Source organism: Acinetobacter guillouiae (genome assembly GCF_002370525.2).
Taxonomy (GTDB): Bacteria; Pseudomonadota; Gammaproteobacteria; order Pseudomonadales; family Moraxellaceae; genus Acinetobacter; species Acinetobacter guillouiae.
Window position 1 is genome coordinate 1,646,246 of record NZ_AP014630.1, and the last position, 15,520, is coordinate 1,661,765.

Below are 15,520 nucleotides of genomic sequence, written 5' to 3' on the forward strand. Positions count from 1 at the left end.
CAATAAAGAACTTAAATGATGATGAACAATATATAATATACAGAAATTGTATGAAGAAAAAAGGATATTAGTTTGTAGGTATTTTGAAAAATAAATTTCTTGCTTTAGTTCCATCAAAGAATCCAAAGGAAGTTATTAAATATGAAAAGGATCCATTTTAAATTATCATTTATCATCTTATTAATTTTTATTCACGGCTGTGCAACGAATGATAGTAATAGTCTTTTAGTCAGATGGTGGAATGATGGATTTATATATAGTAAAAAAGAAGGTGAGGCTAATGGGGAGTGTTCTAAATTAGCTAGCAAATTCTATCCTATTTTATCATCTAATGGAGATAATACTCAATGGCATAAATTACATAATAAATGTATGCGTGAAAAAGGGTATCGTGATTACTCTCAATAGAGTTGTAAAATATGAAAAAGACCCATTTTAAATTAGTTTTAATATTTTCATTATCCGCAATAGCTGGTTGTACAACAAATGATGTTAATAGTCCATTAGTAAGATTTTGGAACGATGGTTTTATAATGACTGAAAAAAAACAAGTGAACTTGCTGACTGTTCTATTCAAGCTAATAGAATTCAAGCAAGAGATGAACTAACAGAGGATGAAAGATATAAAATTTATCTCCAGTGTAGAAAAAATAAAGGTTATTAAATATGAAAAAGATCCATTTTAAATTGTCATTTATCATCTTATTAATTTTTATTCACGGCTGTACAACGAATGATAGTAATAGTTTTTTAGTTAGATGGTGGAATGATGGGTTTGTTTATAGTGAAAAAAAATCAGATGCTAATCAAGATTGTTCTTATGAGGCGAATAGAATATATACTGATCTAAAACCAGGTGATACATTATGGGAAAGTATCTATAGTAAATGCATGAAGAAAAAAGGATATTAGTTTCTAGGTCTTTTGAAAGATATATTTATTGGTTTGGCAAGCTCTTCTCCTTTATGTTGGAGGTGAGCTTGATAAATTTCTTGCTTTAATAAATTAGGGTGAATGTTACTAAGTTGATTATTTCTATTAATTAACTTATCAGAGCAAACAGCAGAACATTTCAGGACAAGTGAGTGCTGGTACCAGTGGTACTAGTATCAATAGCGGAAATGCCTCTAGGCATAGCGACAGCAACATTAAGTCCTGTCGCAAGTTATGAGATTGGTCAATACTTTAAGGGTAAAGATACAGAAGGAGGTGCAGCACAAATTTTAGCCCATACACTACTCGGAGCCGCTGTAGCAGCTGCGGGTGGCAATGATGCCTTGACTGCGGGACTTTCAGCAGGAGCAGCGGAAGCAGCAGCGCCAAAACTTGCGCAATATCTGTATGGAAAAGATACATTTGGTAGGAAATAATAATGAGAATGCAGTAAATGCTTATTAAGGAGGTATAAGTTTGGGACTGTTCTAATTTCCGTGTAAATATTTAATTTTCATTTATCCTGATGAAAATAATTACAAAAGATACTTTATATAAATGAAGCAACAATCAATAGTATGACTGCTGAAATGGCTTAAGGTTTAAAATGTTTGAAGATTTAAATAAAATGATAGTAGTCTTTAAAAAATCATGATTGAAACTGTACTTTCAGAACATCTTGGCTATGAAAAGCATTAGCCTAAGAAAGGCACTATATGTTTAAGCTAGGATGTATTATGTTAATTTAAAAAAGGTTTAAAATAGGAAAAGCAAAAATGAAAAAAACAGTAACGATTTTAAGTTTAGTACTTTTATTGTCTGCATGTTCTACACCCTATTCAGACACTAGATCTCCTGAAGTACAAAAAAATCAACTAATTAAGTCTCTTAATGAATTAATTGGAAATTATAAAGTTTTGGACAGTCGCAATGATGATTACGCTAAATTTTCATCACTTAAAGTTACGAGCGAAATTAATCAGATGAATATTATGATGTTAAGTCAAGAAAATAAAATTTTTCAACTGAATGGGAAGGATTGTATAGGTCGTTACAAAGAACAGGAAAAGGATGCTTTTATAATTTGTAGCAAACCATCTGAAAATGTAAATTTATTTACTTTTGAACGAGCTCTGAACGAAAGAAAAATAACAGATGGAGCTGTAGTCGGTGGGTTTAAACCATTAACTGTCAAAGAAGGGGATTATTTATTAAGTTATTGGACTAAAAATGGAAGACCCCATCATTATATTTTAAAACGTCAATAATTAGATGTCGTTAATAAAAATTACTAAGTTTTAATTATTTAAAATAATTCATCAGTTATATTTTTTAATGGATTACACCTGTGACATATTGCTCTGTATCAAAGCAAACAACAAAATATTTCAGGGAAAGTCAGTGTGTAGGAACCAATGGGACCAAGGCATCAGATATTTTTAGTAAGTTAAATGTAAATGCCAATTATGCTTTTATAAATGAGCAGCCAGAGTTTTTGCTGGAGATGATGGTTATCAGATCAAAGTTAAGAGTAATACTGATTTAAGCAGTATTTTACACCTATTGAGGAATTTAAACGTAAATTTACTGGACAGGCAATTTTTACAAATGGAGTTAAAAAGTAATGTTAAGTTTTAATGATATAAAGAATAGTGTTGGGAATCAGACGGTCTCTAATTTAAAAGCGATATTAGTAGTTAAAAATGATTCAAGCCCCTATTTAATAGAAGAAGATAAAAACCACAACAATGAATTTAAAATTTATTTAAATTTTAAAGATTTAGAGAGTGCTCTTTTAAATAATATTGGTTGTTTGGTAGGGGGAGGAGATTTATATTATGATAGTGTTATTGTAAGTGGTGTTATAAAAAGAAGTAATTTAGAATCATTTGTTTTGGATGAAATTAATAAATTTTTATTAATTCGTGAGGATGAAGAGTTTAATATTTTAGAATTAGAATAGGATTTGTTGATATTGTAAAGAGCGCTCAAAATCGGTGTCAGCCAATTTAACTAAAGCTGATGAAATCATTTTTTTAAATGATGAAACAAATGAAGAGTGGCTTTGTTGCATAAAAAGCAAAAAATGGGATGAAGGAGGGATTTATCGAATTGCGATGCATACAGCTATTGGCTCTTTGGGTACAGGCTCAATAGATGGTGCGTTAACAACAAGTGGTATTGCAGCAGTAGCCCCTACACTGAGTACAATTCAAGAAAATATGGTCAAAACGTTGACTGACAAAGGAATGAAAGCTGACACAGCAAATGAACAGGGTTAATTTATGATTTCGTACTCAATTCCATGTAAAAATAATTTTTCATCTAATTTTTTGTTTAATTTTATTAAAAATCAACTAGAACAAAACAATATTTCAGATGTTAAGTTAATTTTTGATGAAGATCAGAAACAATTATATATAGATACTTTAAAGGCGAGAGTTTGGGTCGATATTTATAATATTGAAACAACTTTAAGTGATCTAAAGGATACGGTGTTAGGTAAGTCGTTAATTTTAAGTTGCTTTCCTGATAAAAAAGAAAATGATGTTTTATATTTTTATATGTATGATATTTGTTCAAAAAGTAGAGATCCTGAAACAATAAAAATCATGAATAAATTAGCTTATGTATTATCTAAAAGTGAAAATAGTTTTATATTTGATGATAATGGTATATTGGCTGGTAAATGTATTTACCTTCCGGATGAGATTGGGAGTTTTATTATATAGGTGCTATGGTACTTGGAGTAGTAGCTGTGGTGAACAGTAATCAAGTCTTAACTGCAGGACTTTAAGCAGGAGGAGCTAAAGTTGCAGTGCTATATTTTTCTTAAAATGACTGTTAGTAAAAATGGAATAATTACTGGTCCACTAATAGAAGCGTCAAGTAAAAAAATAATTAATAGGAAATAAAAAATGAATGAAATAGTAAGTGAAACTTGTGAATTGTGTAATGATAAATTGAAAAGTTTAATTTCAGATAGTTTAATTGGTCTATTTTGTGATAATTGCCAGCAATGGGCTGTTGTTACCACATATATCCCTCAAATTAATTTAGATGAAAATTTATATAAAATTTATTTAGTAAATAAAGAAAAAGCAGATAGCTCAAATATCAAATTAATTGCCAATATTTCTAATATAAATTTTTTAGAAGCAAAAAAGTTGTTAGATAATTCAAATTCCATTATTTATGAAGGAAAAGCTATTGAAATTGTAAAGATTATCAAGGAATTAAAAAAAGCAAAATTAGAATTTAAATGTATTCCAGAATTTCCTTGGATAGAAATGATGGATAAGTAAGTATCTAGTCTTTTGGAGGTTGCTGCAGTAGTACAATGATAAATAATTTTTATGAAAAGAGTATGATTGTGGTTGATGCGAAAACTAGAAAAATTCAGATATTATCTCAACGTAACCAATTTATAATTTTGGGGTAGTAATTATGAGCGGGATGATATTTATAGGTTTTGATAATGAAAGGCCAAAAGGAGATAAAAGTCTTTCAGAGTTGATTAATGGTACTTATTGGAATGCATTTGGTGATTTATTAGATGAAGTTTTTTTACCCAATTACCCGCAGCTACATGAAAGTATAAAACCAGAAGAGGGGGAATATCTAAAATTTTATACTTTTGAAGATTTAAGCAAAGATGATTTTAACCTGTCCGTTAAATTGATTAGGCAGCACCTTCAACATATGAAACCAGAGGATTGGCGGCCACGAGATTATATAAATGATATGGCTAAATGGCAGAGCATGGCACGTCAGGTATGGGAGGAGGTTGCTGAGCCATTTGTAGTATTTGATAGTCGTTATGTGTACTAGCTCAAACCAGATCTGACAGTTACCCATTTTTTAGTGTGCCTGTCAGGTTAAATTTGAGCTAAATTCTTCTCAGCCCAAATTCGCTTCCCATCAAGTAATGTTTCCAGTGGTGTGCGACCACAGCACATTTTTCCCTGATGAGTTCGTTCAGTATTATAGAATTTTTGCCAAACGTCTAGATCAGCTTGTAATTCCTCTAATGTACTATATAGCTTCTTCCTAAATGTAATTTGATAAAACTCCTGCAAGATCGTCTTATGGAAACGCTCGCATATTCCATTCGTTTGTGGGGATGCTGCTTTTGTTTTGGTGTGATCAATATCATTGATGGCTAAATATAGCTCATAATCATGTTGTTCAACCTTACCGCAATATTCAGTACCTCTATCTGTCAGGATACGCAGCATTGGTAGATCCTGCGACTGATAAAATGGTAGTACACGATCATTTAACAGATCTGCTGCTGTAATCGGTGTTTTCGTTGTATAGAGCTTGCAATGAACGACTTTGCTGTAGGTGTCGATAAAAGTTTGTTGATAGATTCGACCAACACCTTTCGGATTGCCAACGTAAAATGTATCTTGGGCTCCAAGATATCCTGGGTGGTGTGTTTCTATTTCGCCACAAGCAACATCATCTTCATGTTTACGCTCAAGTGCAGCAATCTGATGATCATTTAACTCAAAGCCATCTTGTGCCACTTTGGCTTCTAAGGCTTTCAATCGCTTTTTAAAATTCTCTAAATCGTGGCGAAGCCAAATAGATCGAACCCCGCTACCTGAAATGAATACACCATTTTTACGCAATTCATTACTACTGCGGTGTTGACCATAAGCTGGATATTGGATTGCGAAATCAATAACGGCTTGTTCTATGGCATCGTCTACACGATTCTTAAGATTCGGTACTCTTCGGGATTTATTGATGAGTGAATCAACATCACCTGATTCAACGAGTTCCTGATAACGGTAAAAGGTATCTCTAGAGACACCCATGACTTTACAAGCTCTGGATACATTCTGAAGTTCTTCAGCTAAATTGAGTAAGCCTACTTTGTGTTTGATGATTTGATTGTTAGTATGCAACATAAGAAAGTTACCTTTGTTTGATTAAGATTCGACACCTTTATCAAAACGGGTAACTTTCTCTTTTTCAAGATCAATGTCTGATCAGATCTGAACTAATACACGTTATGATACTCAACTAAGTAAATTTTAAATCAAACTTTTTTGCACCACTTTTTTCAAAACGATCTTCGAATTTATATTCATAATGCCTTTAATCTTATTAAGCTTATTGATGATAAATTGAGAAAAAGAATCTAGGTCTTTTGTTGCTACCCACAAAACATAGTTAGATTCGCCAGTAATAATATAAACGTTGATTACTTCATCAAAATCCCTAATTTGAGTCATAAAGGTGTGATGATCTTCATCTGTAAGATGAGCCAACTTGATTTCTACCATTGCCTCTATTTTGATACCCAATTTTGCATAATTTATTTTCGCTTGGTATTTTTCAATAATTCCATTTGATTCTAAAATTTTTACTCTACGATGACAGGCAGAAGCAGATAAGTGCACAAGATCAGCCAGATCTTGATTGCTTAAGCGTGCATCTTCTTGCAACAGTTTTAGAATTTTAAGATCAATAACATCTAAATCCATGATGGGATATCCTTCAAATATAATCCATTTAATTAGAATTATATATCAAAATATAAGAAAATGACTAGAAACTATCGAATAAATCATATTTTCATCATGATAATATTTAATTAAATAAAGGACGATTTCCATAAGGAGAAAACATGATTACACGTGAACAATGTCAAGTTTGGGATAAGGAAGACCCGCTAGCACAATTTAAAAACGAATTTTCACTTCCAAAAAATGTTATTTATCTTGATGGTAATTCATTAGGTGCTCGACCCGCCAAATCATTAGATTTAGCACAACACGTTATTTCTCAAGAATGGGGCAATGACCTGATTAATAGCTGGAACACCGCAGATTGGTGGGGGTTATCTACGCGTCTGGGAGATAAAGTTGCTGAATTAATTGGTGTAAATGCTGGTGAAACAGTCATTTCCGATTCAACGACATTAAACCTTTTTAAGGTCTTATCTTCAGCTGTGAAAATTCAAGCGGAAAAGGATGTTTCACGTAAAGTAATTATTGCTGAAAAGGATGCCTTTCCAACGGATATTTATATCATTGAAGGATTTTTGGATCTTATTCATCAAGGCTATCGTTTGGAATTAATTGAAAACGAAAATGACTTAGATGTACTCTTAAATCAAAGCGATGTTGCTGTGGTGGTGCTTTCACATGTGAATTATCGTACTGGCTATTTGTATGACATGAACGACATTAACCAAAAGATTCATGCTCAAGGTGCTTTGATTATTTGGGACCTTTGTCATTCTGTTGGTGCTGTTCCGATTGAATTAAATCAGACAGATAGTGATTTTGCGATTGGATGTACTTATAAATATTTAAATGGTGGCCCTGGCTCTCCAGCTTTACTTTGGGTTAATCCGAAGCATCACAATACGTTCTGGCAACCCTTATCTGGATGGTGGGGGCACAACAAACCTTTTGATATGGCTCAAAACTATGAACCAGCCGTAGGTATTCGTCGTTATTTATGTGGCACTCAAAGTATTATTTCAATGAGTCTCATTGAGTGTGGTTTAGATATTTTCCTTAATACCAGTATGGATAAAATTCGAACAAAATCTCTAAAACTGACTGATTTATTCATGGCTTTAGTTGAACAAGAATGTGCTGACTTTAGATTCGAAATGATTACTCCAGTTGCGCATAAACATCGCGGTAGTCATGTGAGTTATAAGCATCAATTTGGTTATGAGATTATCCAAGCATTAATTAAGCGTGGGGTAATAGGTGATTATCGAGAACCTGAAGTATTACGTTTTGGAATCACCCCTCTATATCTCGGTTTTGTTGATATTTGGGATGCTGTACAGCACCTAAAGCAAGTCATGATATTAGGTGAATGGGAGAACAGCGAATATCAAGTTCGCGGGCAAGTCACTTAATCTAAGTTGCTTTATAAACAAAAATACATTTACCCAGGAGGGGTTTATGAATAATTTTGATGAAATTCAAACTAGGGAATCGGGCCTACATAAAAAATTGACTGCAAAGCAAATGAGTATGATTGCCATTGGTGGTGCGATAGGTACTGGCTTATTTATGGGAAGTAATTTTGCAATTAGTTATGCGGGACCTGCAGTTATTGTCAGTTACGCTATTGGTGGATTAATTACCTTTGCACTAATGGCATGTCTTGCAGAAATGACGGTTCAGCACCCGACCTCAGGATCTTTTGGAGCTTATGCAGAACACTATATTAGTCCATTAGCTGGGTTCTTAGTACGTTATAGTTATTGGGCTTGTATGGTTCTTGCGGTTGGTACTGAAATTACCGCTGTCGCTGATTATATGAAAATGTGGTTTCCAGATGTTCATGCTTGGTTCTGGATCATGTTTTTCTCAGGGACTTTGCTCGCGGTTAATGCTTATAGTGTCAAAGCCTTTGGACTGGTTGAATATTGGTTCTCTACCATTAAGATTTTTGCCATTATTGTATTTATATTACTCGCAATTGGAATTCTCACGCAAAATACTGAGCAAAGCCATATCACGGCTCATTTAACTGGTCATGGGGGATTTTTCCCAAATGGTTTTAGTGGGGTCTGGATTGGTGTCATTATTTCTATTTTTAGTTATCTCAGTATTGAAATGATTGCTGTGGCAGCAGGTGAAGCTGCTGATCCAGAAAAAGCAGTAAAATATGCATTTAAGAGTACGGCTGTACGGTTGATTCTATTCTATTTACTGTCACTATTTTTAATTGTGACACTAGTACCATGGACTGAATTGATTGGGAAAGATGCAACCAGTCCGTTTGTCACAGTCATGAGACTGGTCGGTATCCCATATGCGGACAGTATTTTAAACGCTATTGTTGTTGTGGCCGCACTTTCAGCGATGAACAGCATGCTCTACATTTCAACCCGTATGCTTTTTAGTTTATCACGTGCAGGAGATGCTCCTAAAATCTTTGGAAAAATCCGCAGCAATGGTGTGCCCATAAATGCATTAATGCTGTCTGCCATAGGGATTGGAGTTGCGAGTGTAGTTTATAGCATTAATCCAGAGTCAGCATTTCCTATCATGATTGCACTTTCCATGTTTGGTGCATTATTTACTTGGGGAAGTATTTTTGTAACACATATTTTTTTCCGAAAACATCTTGCAAGCCACCAAACGGTACTGAAATTTAAAATTCCAGCAAGTCGGCTTATCTCATTATTAGGTTTGATCAGTATATTTAGCATTACGATTACCACTTGGTTTACCGATGAGTTTAAATCAACATTGCAGTTTGGTATTCCATTTTTAATGGTTCTATTAATAATTTATTGGTTTAAAAAGAAAATTTCTTGAACGAATGGAATAATATTAAAACAATTCGCTGTCTATTAAAGCGTGGAATGGGGGATAAGCAATAGCCTTATAACAATGCAAGATCGCATGTTAAACATCAAGCAAATTATTGAGGTCTAATGACATTAAGTTTTTATATAGCTGAGTAGCATAATGTCAGCTAGACCCAGTGAATAGGATGGGATCTATAAAATAGAATATAATGAGTAATTTTTCATTATTATTTAAATTATATTCAAAATATCGTTGTAATTAACCTAAAAATTAGAAAGATTGTTCAAAAATGATTGTTAAAATTATGATGAGTAAAATGTAAAACCTTAAGTGAAGGATTCTCTTACTGGCTGAGATTAATAGAAAACTAACGCTATTAATTCAAAAGTTTTGCTTTGAAAATACCGTAATCGATGAAATTACAGAAAATGATGTGCTGTGATTTTTAAAGACTGTTTTATATAAAGGGAATTAATATGAAAAATTTAAAAAAATATTTGTGTGTTGCTATTTCAACTTGTTTTATTGGCCAATTGAGTTTTGCAGCAGATGAACAAGCGTTTAATCGTACTGATATACAACTAAAGAGTGCGACACCGAGTTATTTGCAGCGTCAAGCTAAACGAGTTAGAGCGACTCCACCGCCACGCACTGGAATGTACCTTGTTATGTTAGGGACTAGAGCAGGACCTTTCCCAAGTCTAAGGGCTGCGACATCAACAGCGCTGGTTGTAGATGGTCAGGTCTATGTTATTGATGCAGGATCAGGTTTGGTACAACGCTTTTATGAAAGTGGTCTGAATTTTGGCGATGTGCGTGGAATTTTTATTACACACTTGCACTCTGATCATGTGGATGATCTCTATCCATTTGTGAATGTTAACTTCCCTAACTGGAAATATGGCAAACAAGAAATTGCATTGGTTGGACCAGATCGTGCTGATTCGAATGGTAAATTAGGTGATGATGCTGGATTTGGTCATTTACCAAATACTAAATTAATCCATGCTGAAGACCCAACGCCAGGCATTAAAGAATTAATGCAGCTGCATTTTGCTGCGAATGCCTATGATATGAATAATGCAATTCATACAGTACGTCGTGCAGATGATCATCCACGAGATTTGACCGGAACAAATGGGCAAGGGATGTTAAACATTATGGCATTACCTGCACCTAAAAATGCCAGTCCTAGCAATATGTCACCTGTGATGAACCCGATACAGGTCTATCAAGATGATTATGTAAAAGTGACAGCAGCATTGGCTCAGCATCCATTGGTATATCCAGCTTGGTCTTATCGCTTCGATACTAAATATGGATCAGTCACATTTAGTGGTGATACTGCTCCAAATGAAAATTTACTTCGTTTAGGTAAAAATACCGACATTTTGATTAATGAAGTGATGGATGTAAATGCAGCTGTAGCAGTGTTTGCAGGCACACCTTTAGAAAAAACCATGACGACTCAGATTCTAGATGGTCATACAGCGATTATTTCAGGAACAGATCCTCGTAATCGTAAAGCAACCTTAGGTGTGGGTGCCTTTGCTACGAAAATGGGGGCTAAGGGATTGGTATTGAACCATATTTGGCCCGATAATGAAAAAATTAATAGTGAATATTTACAAACAACAGCTGGGCGTGAGTTTAAAGGTCCTGTCCATGCGAGTGAGGATCTTGATGTAATTAATATTGCTGAATTTATTCAGAATCAAGGGAATATTCATAAAAAATAGTTTGATGACGATATGCAATCTAAAACCGAATTGGTTATCCATTTCGGTTTTTTTGAAGAGAATAAACCAAGAGGAATTTGGTTATTAATAACACATAAAATCGATGAAATGATCCTAAAGCCGTATTAATATATTTTTCTAAAATTTCTAATAAATGTGATATTAGGTTTTAATAATCAGCACATTAATAGGGAATTGTCGAATAAATTATTAAAAACACTCTAGTAGTATAAGTAATTCTAAAATATTGATGCTTTGAATATTTTGCCGTAAATGTGATCTTTAATATTATGCTTGTTGAAGTTCTGATTTGAATGAATAAAAATTTCAGAAAATTTTAATCATAATTTAAATATTACATTGAAATACACGGATAATATTTAATTGTTATAAATTTCATCATGGTTAGAAAGGATAGTCTAACGATTTAAATCTGAATAACAAGGATGTAGAAATGTTAAAAAATACATTAAAAATTGCTTGTTTCACATGGGTAATACTAAATGCAACAACAGTATTTGCTGAAGTTGAGCTGATTCATCAAGATCAAATTTTTTCTGATCAAGATAGTTTGACAGTTAAAACACATGGGAGCATGCGCTTACAAGCTTTAAACTTTGATCAATATAATGCGAATAATCAAAGTCAAAAATATCGTAGAAATGGTTATAGTGCTGCCAGCCGTATGTATTTAGATCTTGATTATAAATTGGATGAAAATACACATTTAATTGCAGGGTATCAAAATTATTTTAATTTGCCAAAAATCTTGGATTGGGATGGTCATTATGCGAAGAATGATGAAGAGTTCACAACGATTCAAGCCTATGTGGGTATGGAAAATTCTCAATATGGCACATTAAAGTTTGGCAAAATGTATAGCATTTACCATGATGTCGTTGGAGTAAAAACAGATCTTTGGGATTACGATATGTTGGGCCAAGTTTCTACGTGGAGTCCTTTTTCATTTTTTGATGGAACCTTAGTTTCAAGTAAAACATTACGTTATGAAAAGAAAAATCAATATGTTGATTTTTATGCAGCGTATTTATTTGGAGATGAAACCTCACTGAACAACTTCCACTATAAATTGAAATCAGGTGAAGAGATCGCAACCGATGTTCATTTGAGCAAAAATTTACATTGGGGAACTTCTTATAAACATAATCAAGTCAGTTTATCGGATTCACAAGATAATCATGATCTATCTCAACATGTAATAGCTACAGCTTTATATTATTTTGATGGTCAATGGATGTGGGGAGTGGGAGCAGGATGGTATAAAAACCTAGTGCCGAATAATCTTGCGCGCAATCAGCCAGCGCCTTATGGTCTAGAACATTATTTGGATACAGAAGCCTATGGTATTGAATACTATGCAGGATATAAGTTTAAAATACAAAATTATGGCATTCAATCGATACAGCCTTATGTTATGGGAGATCACATTAAATATACTCAAGGTGAAGATTTTTCAAGGCGTGATTTCGGAGTAGGCATGGCTTTGCGCTTTAATTATGGTATTGGTTTTGACTATGAACGATTATATACCAGTGATAGTAAAGCAACGCCTGATCTGCATTTATTTAGGCTTCGTTATCAATGGTAATTATCAGCCATTTTGTTACATAAGTTCTTTTAAAAGCATAAATCAACATATAATCCATTATCCTAGCCTTCTTCAAAGTGGAGAAGGCACTTTGAATAGCAGTATGATTTTCTTAATATACTTATTTTTTGATTTATACAGGAGAGATTGGGTTGTTTAAAATATTTCGAGTATTATATGTAAGCTTTAATAAATAAAGATAAAAATTGCAGATTATATTGAGTGTCGCTACAAGTTAAGGTGAATTAGAGTTAATAGTTCTATAATTTTTTGCTATATTGAAGATTGCCTAAATGTACAATATAAATGATGGGAATGTTGGTTTTTTAGATATTTTAATATATGCATATGTTTTTAATCACAAGCTAAAGAAAATAATATTTTTACGTTGTAGCCAGGTTTTTAAACGCTGGAGAATTTTTGCAAGGGTACTTATTTTAGTAATGATTTCATACTCAAATAGTATATAAGTTCTCAATTAAATTTGTTATAAAGAAAGATACAAAATTGATTTTGTAAATTGTTTATGAATGGACATAGCTTAATATTTTAAGTGAAGGAATTGGCACGTAATTTGCCCCTTAACAATTATTGAGCGTTAGCTAGGTGAAAAGAATATGTTATCACTAAGCCAAGAGATGGATCTAAATCACTATTCCCGTCAGGCAGAATTTGCACACAGTTTAATGTCCTCAATATGTGGGGAGCATCATTTAGATACATGCGGTCGAAATGTCTTAGATTTTCATTATGAAGGGATTCGATTACCCCACAAGCGTATGGCGATCGGTAAGATCAGCTATGGTGCAAATGTACTCATTAACACATCTAATTTAAGGGCATATAGTATTAGTTTGCCGATTCAAGGTAAACAGACTTTAGCAATTAATGGCACCAATTATATTTCCAGTACTGATAAAGGCCTAATTTTATCTAATGCAGATTTACAGGATTTAGCGATTGATAAAGATTGTAAAAAATATCAAGTGGTTATTCCTGAGAAAAGTATGCAGAATGTATTAGGCGAATTACTACGTCAGTCTGTTGAAGAGCCCGTGGTTTTTAATCCTGAAATGAGTTTGAAGATTGATCAGGGTATCGGGATGTGGTGGCAAAATATTGATCATTTTTTGTTGCTTCGATCTCAATACAAAAGTATGCAGGGCTTACAACTTTGGTCAGAGGATTATGAAAATTTTCTGATTAAAGCTTTATTACTCTCGCAAGAAAATAATTATTCGAGCTTGTTAAGATCCTTATCTGATCAACAAGCGCCAGAATACTTACGTAAGGTGTGCGACTATATTCAGAAGTATGCCCATGAGGAGATTCGTGCAGAAGATTTGCTAAGATTAGCTTGCGTATCAAAGTCTAAATTATATGCTGAATTTCAACAGTACTATGGAACAAGTCCTTTGACTTTTTTACGTAGATATCGTTTACAACAAGTCTATAAGACCTTAAGTACCTCTATGGATAAAAATATTTCCATTTCAAAATTAGCTTTTGATTGGGGATTTAATCACTTGGGTCGTTTTTCGCATGAATATCGTGAAGAGTTTGGAGAGAATCCAAGTGAAACTAAGAATCGAGTAAAAATATAATCTATTAATTCATTCGTGCTTTTAACCCGATTCTTTCCAAAATGGGAAAGCGTTAATAAACTACTTTAGACTCTTGCTTAATGTGCGAGTCGTTGATTATTTTAAAATGGAATTACACAGCATTATTTACAAGCGCGTGCTTTGATCATTCTTTTTAGACTTGTCATATCGAGAGGCAATTTTTCTCTATTTATTTGGTGTATTGGGTCATGATCTAACAAATCAACAACAACCTATACTCGCCATCCTTTTCAACGGGCGCTCGATGAACGCAAGGTAAAACCTGTTGTGTTGGATGATCTACCGCTAAGCGCCAAAGCTGTCCTGAGCCTAAATTTACAGGTTCTGAGTTGGATTTCGGCTGGTAATGCAGATCAAAAAAATACTCTTGCAGAAAGGTTTCAAATTCCGTTTCAGGACCGTCATGTAATGCTTTAAGCTTTTCCCTGATTTCTGGAATCAAAATCTTTTGTTCCACTTGATCATTGGAGATGATGTCACTGGCAGCGCCATGATAGGTACATAAAAAAGTATCTGTTTCAATGGGCGAACGATCAACATGATACGAATATACATCTGTAGAAATGAAATCCAGATCTTGGTCCCGTTCATAATGTTTAAGTAAATTCAGTGAAGGCGAAGCGCCGAAATCAGTTAGAAGCTGTATATCCCTTAAGATGATATCTCTTGCCAGAATACCTTTTTCTGAAAGTTGTAGTGCTAAAAGATCTTCAGTGGAAACTTCGGTAATATTTTCTTTTAACTCAAGTTTAGACACAATTTCTTTAAAATCACCCAGCAAATCTCTGTTCCAACAAATGGCATTTATCTCGCCTTGAAATGTCGTATTTACAAGTTCAGAAAAAGTCGTTACTACACGAACTTGATTGTTGTCAGAAAATGCAGGGTGCATATTAGAATTTAATAAATCAGAAACCATGTCTAATATATTCACTCAGCTTGGTAGAATCAGCTTTATAGAAGTTGGACGAATCGCACAGAAGCGTGCATTACATGTAGCGTTAGACATAGCTTACTGAACAACAGGGTATTGTTGCAATGTATTGCTAAGTGAGATGGACTTTAACAATGGCTTTTATTGAGAACTTTTGCAAAATTGCAGATTTACTTATTTAACTATGGCTTATTGATGTGGTGAGCAAAATCTTGTTTAAGATAATGTTGTTCAGAATAGTAGATGACAAGATATTTATAAAAAGTGGCAATCGGCTTCTATCATAAGTCCTTATTAAAACCATAATTCAACATAAAAGCCCTCTCATCCTCGCCTCAGCCCAAAGGCAATTTCAATATCAAAATGATTCGCTCAAT

At 33.6% G+C, this 15,520-nt stretch carries 15 protein-coding genes and 1 pseudogene; 13 read left to right on the plus strand and 3 right to left on the minus strand.

What is annotated here, in order from left to right:
* Window positions 1–141 precede the first annotated feature (141 nt).
* The 8 genes and pseudogenes from AS4_RS07535 (at window position 142) to AS4_RS07570 (ending at window position 4,764) form a co-directional block, all read left to right on the plus strand.
* Window positions 142–408 (plus strand): hypothetical protein, encoded by a 267-nt coding sequence (locus AS4_RS07535; protein ID WP_096733744.1) that lies wholly within the window; start codon window positions 142–144, stop codon window positions 406–408.
* A gap of 719 nt (window positions 409–1,127) precedes the next feature.
* Window positions 1,128–1,349, plus strand: a pseudogene (locus tag AS4_RS07540) (VENN motif pre-toxin domain-containing protein); the annotation flags it as partial.
* A gap of 360 nt (window positions 1,350–1,709) precedes the next feature.
* Window positions 1,710–2,201 (plus strand): membrane lipoprotein lipid attachment site-containing protein, encoded by a 492-nt coding sequence (locus AS4_RS07545; RefSeq protein ID WP_096733747.1) that lies wholly within the window; start codon window positions 1,710–1,712, stop codon window positions 2,199–2,201.
* Between the two features lie 356 nt (window positions 2,202–2,557).
* Entirely contained in the window at window positions 2,558–2,896 is a 339-nt protein-coding gene (locus AS4_RS07550; protein WP_096733748.1) for a hypothetical protein, read from the plus strand.
* A 34-nt stretch (window positions 2,897–2,930) separates the two neighbouring features.
* The gene (locus tag AS4_RS07555; RefSeq protein WP_096733749.1) at window positions 2,931–3,215 is read left to right on the plus strand and encodes a hypothetical protein; all 285 of its coding nucleotides are present in this window, start codon (window positions 2,931–2,933) and stop codon (window positions 3,213–3,215) included.
* 3 nt (window positions 3,216–3,218) lie between these two features.
* Window positions 3,219–3,665: a hypothetical protein gene (locus tag AS4_RS07560; protein ID WP_096733750.1), complete on the plus strand. Its 447-nt coding sequence runs from the start codon at window positions 3,219–3,221 to the stop codon at window positions 3,663–3,665.
* Between the two features lie 186 nt (window positions 3,666–3,851).
* Window positions 3,852–4,238 (plus strand): hypothetical protein, encoded by a 387-nt coding sequence (locus AS4_RS07565; protein WP_096733751.1) that lies wholly within the window; start codon window positions 3,852–3,854, stop codon window positions 4,236–4,238.
* 142 nt (window positions 4,239–4,380) lie between these two features.
* Window positions 4,381–4,764 (plus strand): hypothetical protein, encoded by a 384-nt coding sequence (locus tag AS4_RS07570; RefSeq protein WP_227548141.1) that lies wholly within the window; start codon window positions 4,381–4,383, stop codon window positions 4,762–4,764.
* 47 nt (window positions 4,765–4,811) lie between these two features.
* Here the strand turns inward: AS4_RS07570 and AS4_RS07575 are convergent, their stop codons facing one another.
* On the minus strand, window positions 4,812–5,852 hold the full coding sequence (locus tag AS4_RS07575; protein ID WP_096733752.1) for an IS481 family transposase: 1,041 nt from the start codon (window positions 5,850–5,852) through the stop codon (window positions 4,812–4,814).
* Between the two features lie 126 nt (window positions 5,853–5,978).
* Window positions 5,979–6,431 (minus strand): Lrp/AsnC family transcriptional regulator GigD, encoded by a 453-nt coding sequence (gene gigD / locus AS4_RS07580; RefSeq protein WP_004721649.1) that lies wholly within the window; start codon window positions 6,429–6,431, stop codon window positions 5,979–5,981.
* 143 nt (window positions 6,432–6,574) lie between these two features.
* Here gigD and kynU point away from each other — a divergent pair, with 143 nt between their 5' ends.
* From kynU to AS4_RS07605, 5 genes are all read left to right on the plus strand, one after another.
* A complete protein-coding gene (kynU, locus tag AS4_RS07585; protein WP_096733753.1) occupies window positions 6,575–7,828 on the plus strand; it encodes a kynureninase in 1,254 nt (417 codons plus the stop codon).
* A gap of 46 nt (window positions 7,829–7,874) precedes the next feature.
* The gene (locus AS4_RS07590; RefSeq protein WP_096733754.1) at window positions 7,875–9,242 is read left to right on the plus strand and encodes an amino acid permease; all 1,368 of its coding nucleotides are present in this window, start codon (window positions 7,875–7,877) and stop codon (window positions 9,240–9,242) included.
* Window positions 9,243–9,712: 470 nt separating this feature from the next.
* Window positions 9,713–10,975: an MBL fold metallo-hydrolase gene (locus AS4_RS07595; protein WP_096733755.1), complete on the plus strand. Its 1,263-nt coding sequence runs from the start codon at window positions 9,713–9,715 to the stop codon at window positions 10,973–10,975.
* Between the two features lie 454 nt (window positions 10,976–11,429).
* The gene (locus AS4_RS07600) at window positions 11,430–12,584 is read left to right on the plus strand and encodes a porin (RefSeq protein WP_096733756.1); all 1,155 of its coding nucleotides are present in this window, start codon (window positions 11,430–11,432) and stop codon (window positions 12,582–12,584) included.
* Between the two features lie 617 nt (window positions 12,585–13,201).
* Window positions 13,202–14,188, plus strand: coding sequence for an AraC family transcriptional regulator (locus tag AS4_RS07605; RefSeq protein WP_096733757.1), 987 nt, complete (start codon window positions 13,202–13,204; stop codon window positions 14,186–14,188).
* 214 nt (window positions 14,189–14,402) lie between these two features.
* On the opposite strand, the gene AS4_RS07610 is transcribed toward AS4_RS07605, so the two are convergent.
* A complete protein-coding gene (locus tag AS4_RS07610; protein WP_096735496.1) occupies window positions 14,403–15,101 on the minus strand; it encodes a DUF1826 domain-containing protein in 699 nt (232 codons plus the stop codon).
* Window positions 15,102–15,520 lie beyond the last annotated feature (419 nt).

What these genes read in the sequence shown, in the direction of transcription:
- AS4_RS07535 (WP_096733744.1), top strand. Translation starts at nt 142, where the DNA reads ATGAAAAGGATCCATTTTAAATTATCATTTATCATCTTATTAATTTTT.
- AS4_RS07545 (WP_096733747.1), top strand. Translation starts at nt 1,710, where the DNA reads ATGAAAAAAACAGTAACGATTTTAAGTTTAGTACTTTTATTGTCTGCA.
- AS4_RS07550 (WP_096733748.1), top strand. Translation starts at nt 2,558, where the DNA reads ATGTTAAGTTTTAATGATATAAAGAATAGTGTTGGGAATCAGACGGTC.
- AS4_RS07560 (WP_096733750.1), top strand. Translation starts at nt 3,219, where the DNA reads ATGATTTCGTACTCAATTCCATGTAAAAATAATTTTTCATCTAATTTT.
- AS4_RS07565 (WP_096733751.1), top strand. Translation starts at nt 3,852, where the DNA reads ATGAATGAAATAGTAAGTGAAACTTGTGAATTGTGTAATGATAAATTG.
- AS4_RS07570 (WP_227548141.1), top strand. Translation starts at nt 4,381, where the DNA reads ATGAGCGGGATGATATTTATAGGTTTTGATAATGAAAGGCCAAAAGGA.
- AS4_RS07575 (WP_096733752.1), bottom strand. Translation starts at nt 5,852, where the DNA reads ATGTTGCATACTAACAATCAAATCATCAAACACAAAGTAGGCTTACTC.
- gigD (WP_004721649.1), bottom strand. Translation starts at nt 6,431, where the DNA reads ATGGATTTAGATGTTATTGATCTTAAAATTCTAAAACTGTTGCAAGAA.
- kynU (WP_096733753.1), top strand. Translation starts at nt 6,575, where the DNA reads ATGATTACACGTGAACAATGTCAAGTTTGGGATAAGGAAGACCCGCTA.
- AS4_RS07590 (WP_096733754.1), top strand. Translation starts at nt 7,875, where the DNA reads ATGAATAATTTTGATGAAATTCAAACTAGGGAATCGGGCCTACATAAA.
- AS4_RS07595 (WP_096733755.1), top strand. Translation starts at nt 9,713, where the DNA reads ATGAAAAATTTAAAAAAATATTTGTGTGTTGCTATTTCAACTTGTTTT.
- AS4_RS07600 (WP_096733756.1), top strand. Translation starts at nt 11,430, where the DNA reads ATGTTAAAAAATACATTAAAAATTGCTTGTTTCACATGGGTAATACTA.
- AS4_RS07605 (WP_096733757.1), top strand. Translation starts at nt 13,202, where the DNA reads ATGTTATCACTAAGCCAAGAGATGGATCTAAATCACTATTCCCGTCAG.
- AS4_RS07610 (WP_096735496.1), bottom strand. Translation starts at nt 15,101, where the DNA reads ATGCACCCTGCATTTTCTGACAACAATCAAGTTCGTGTAGTAACGACT.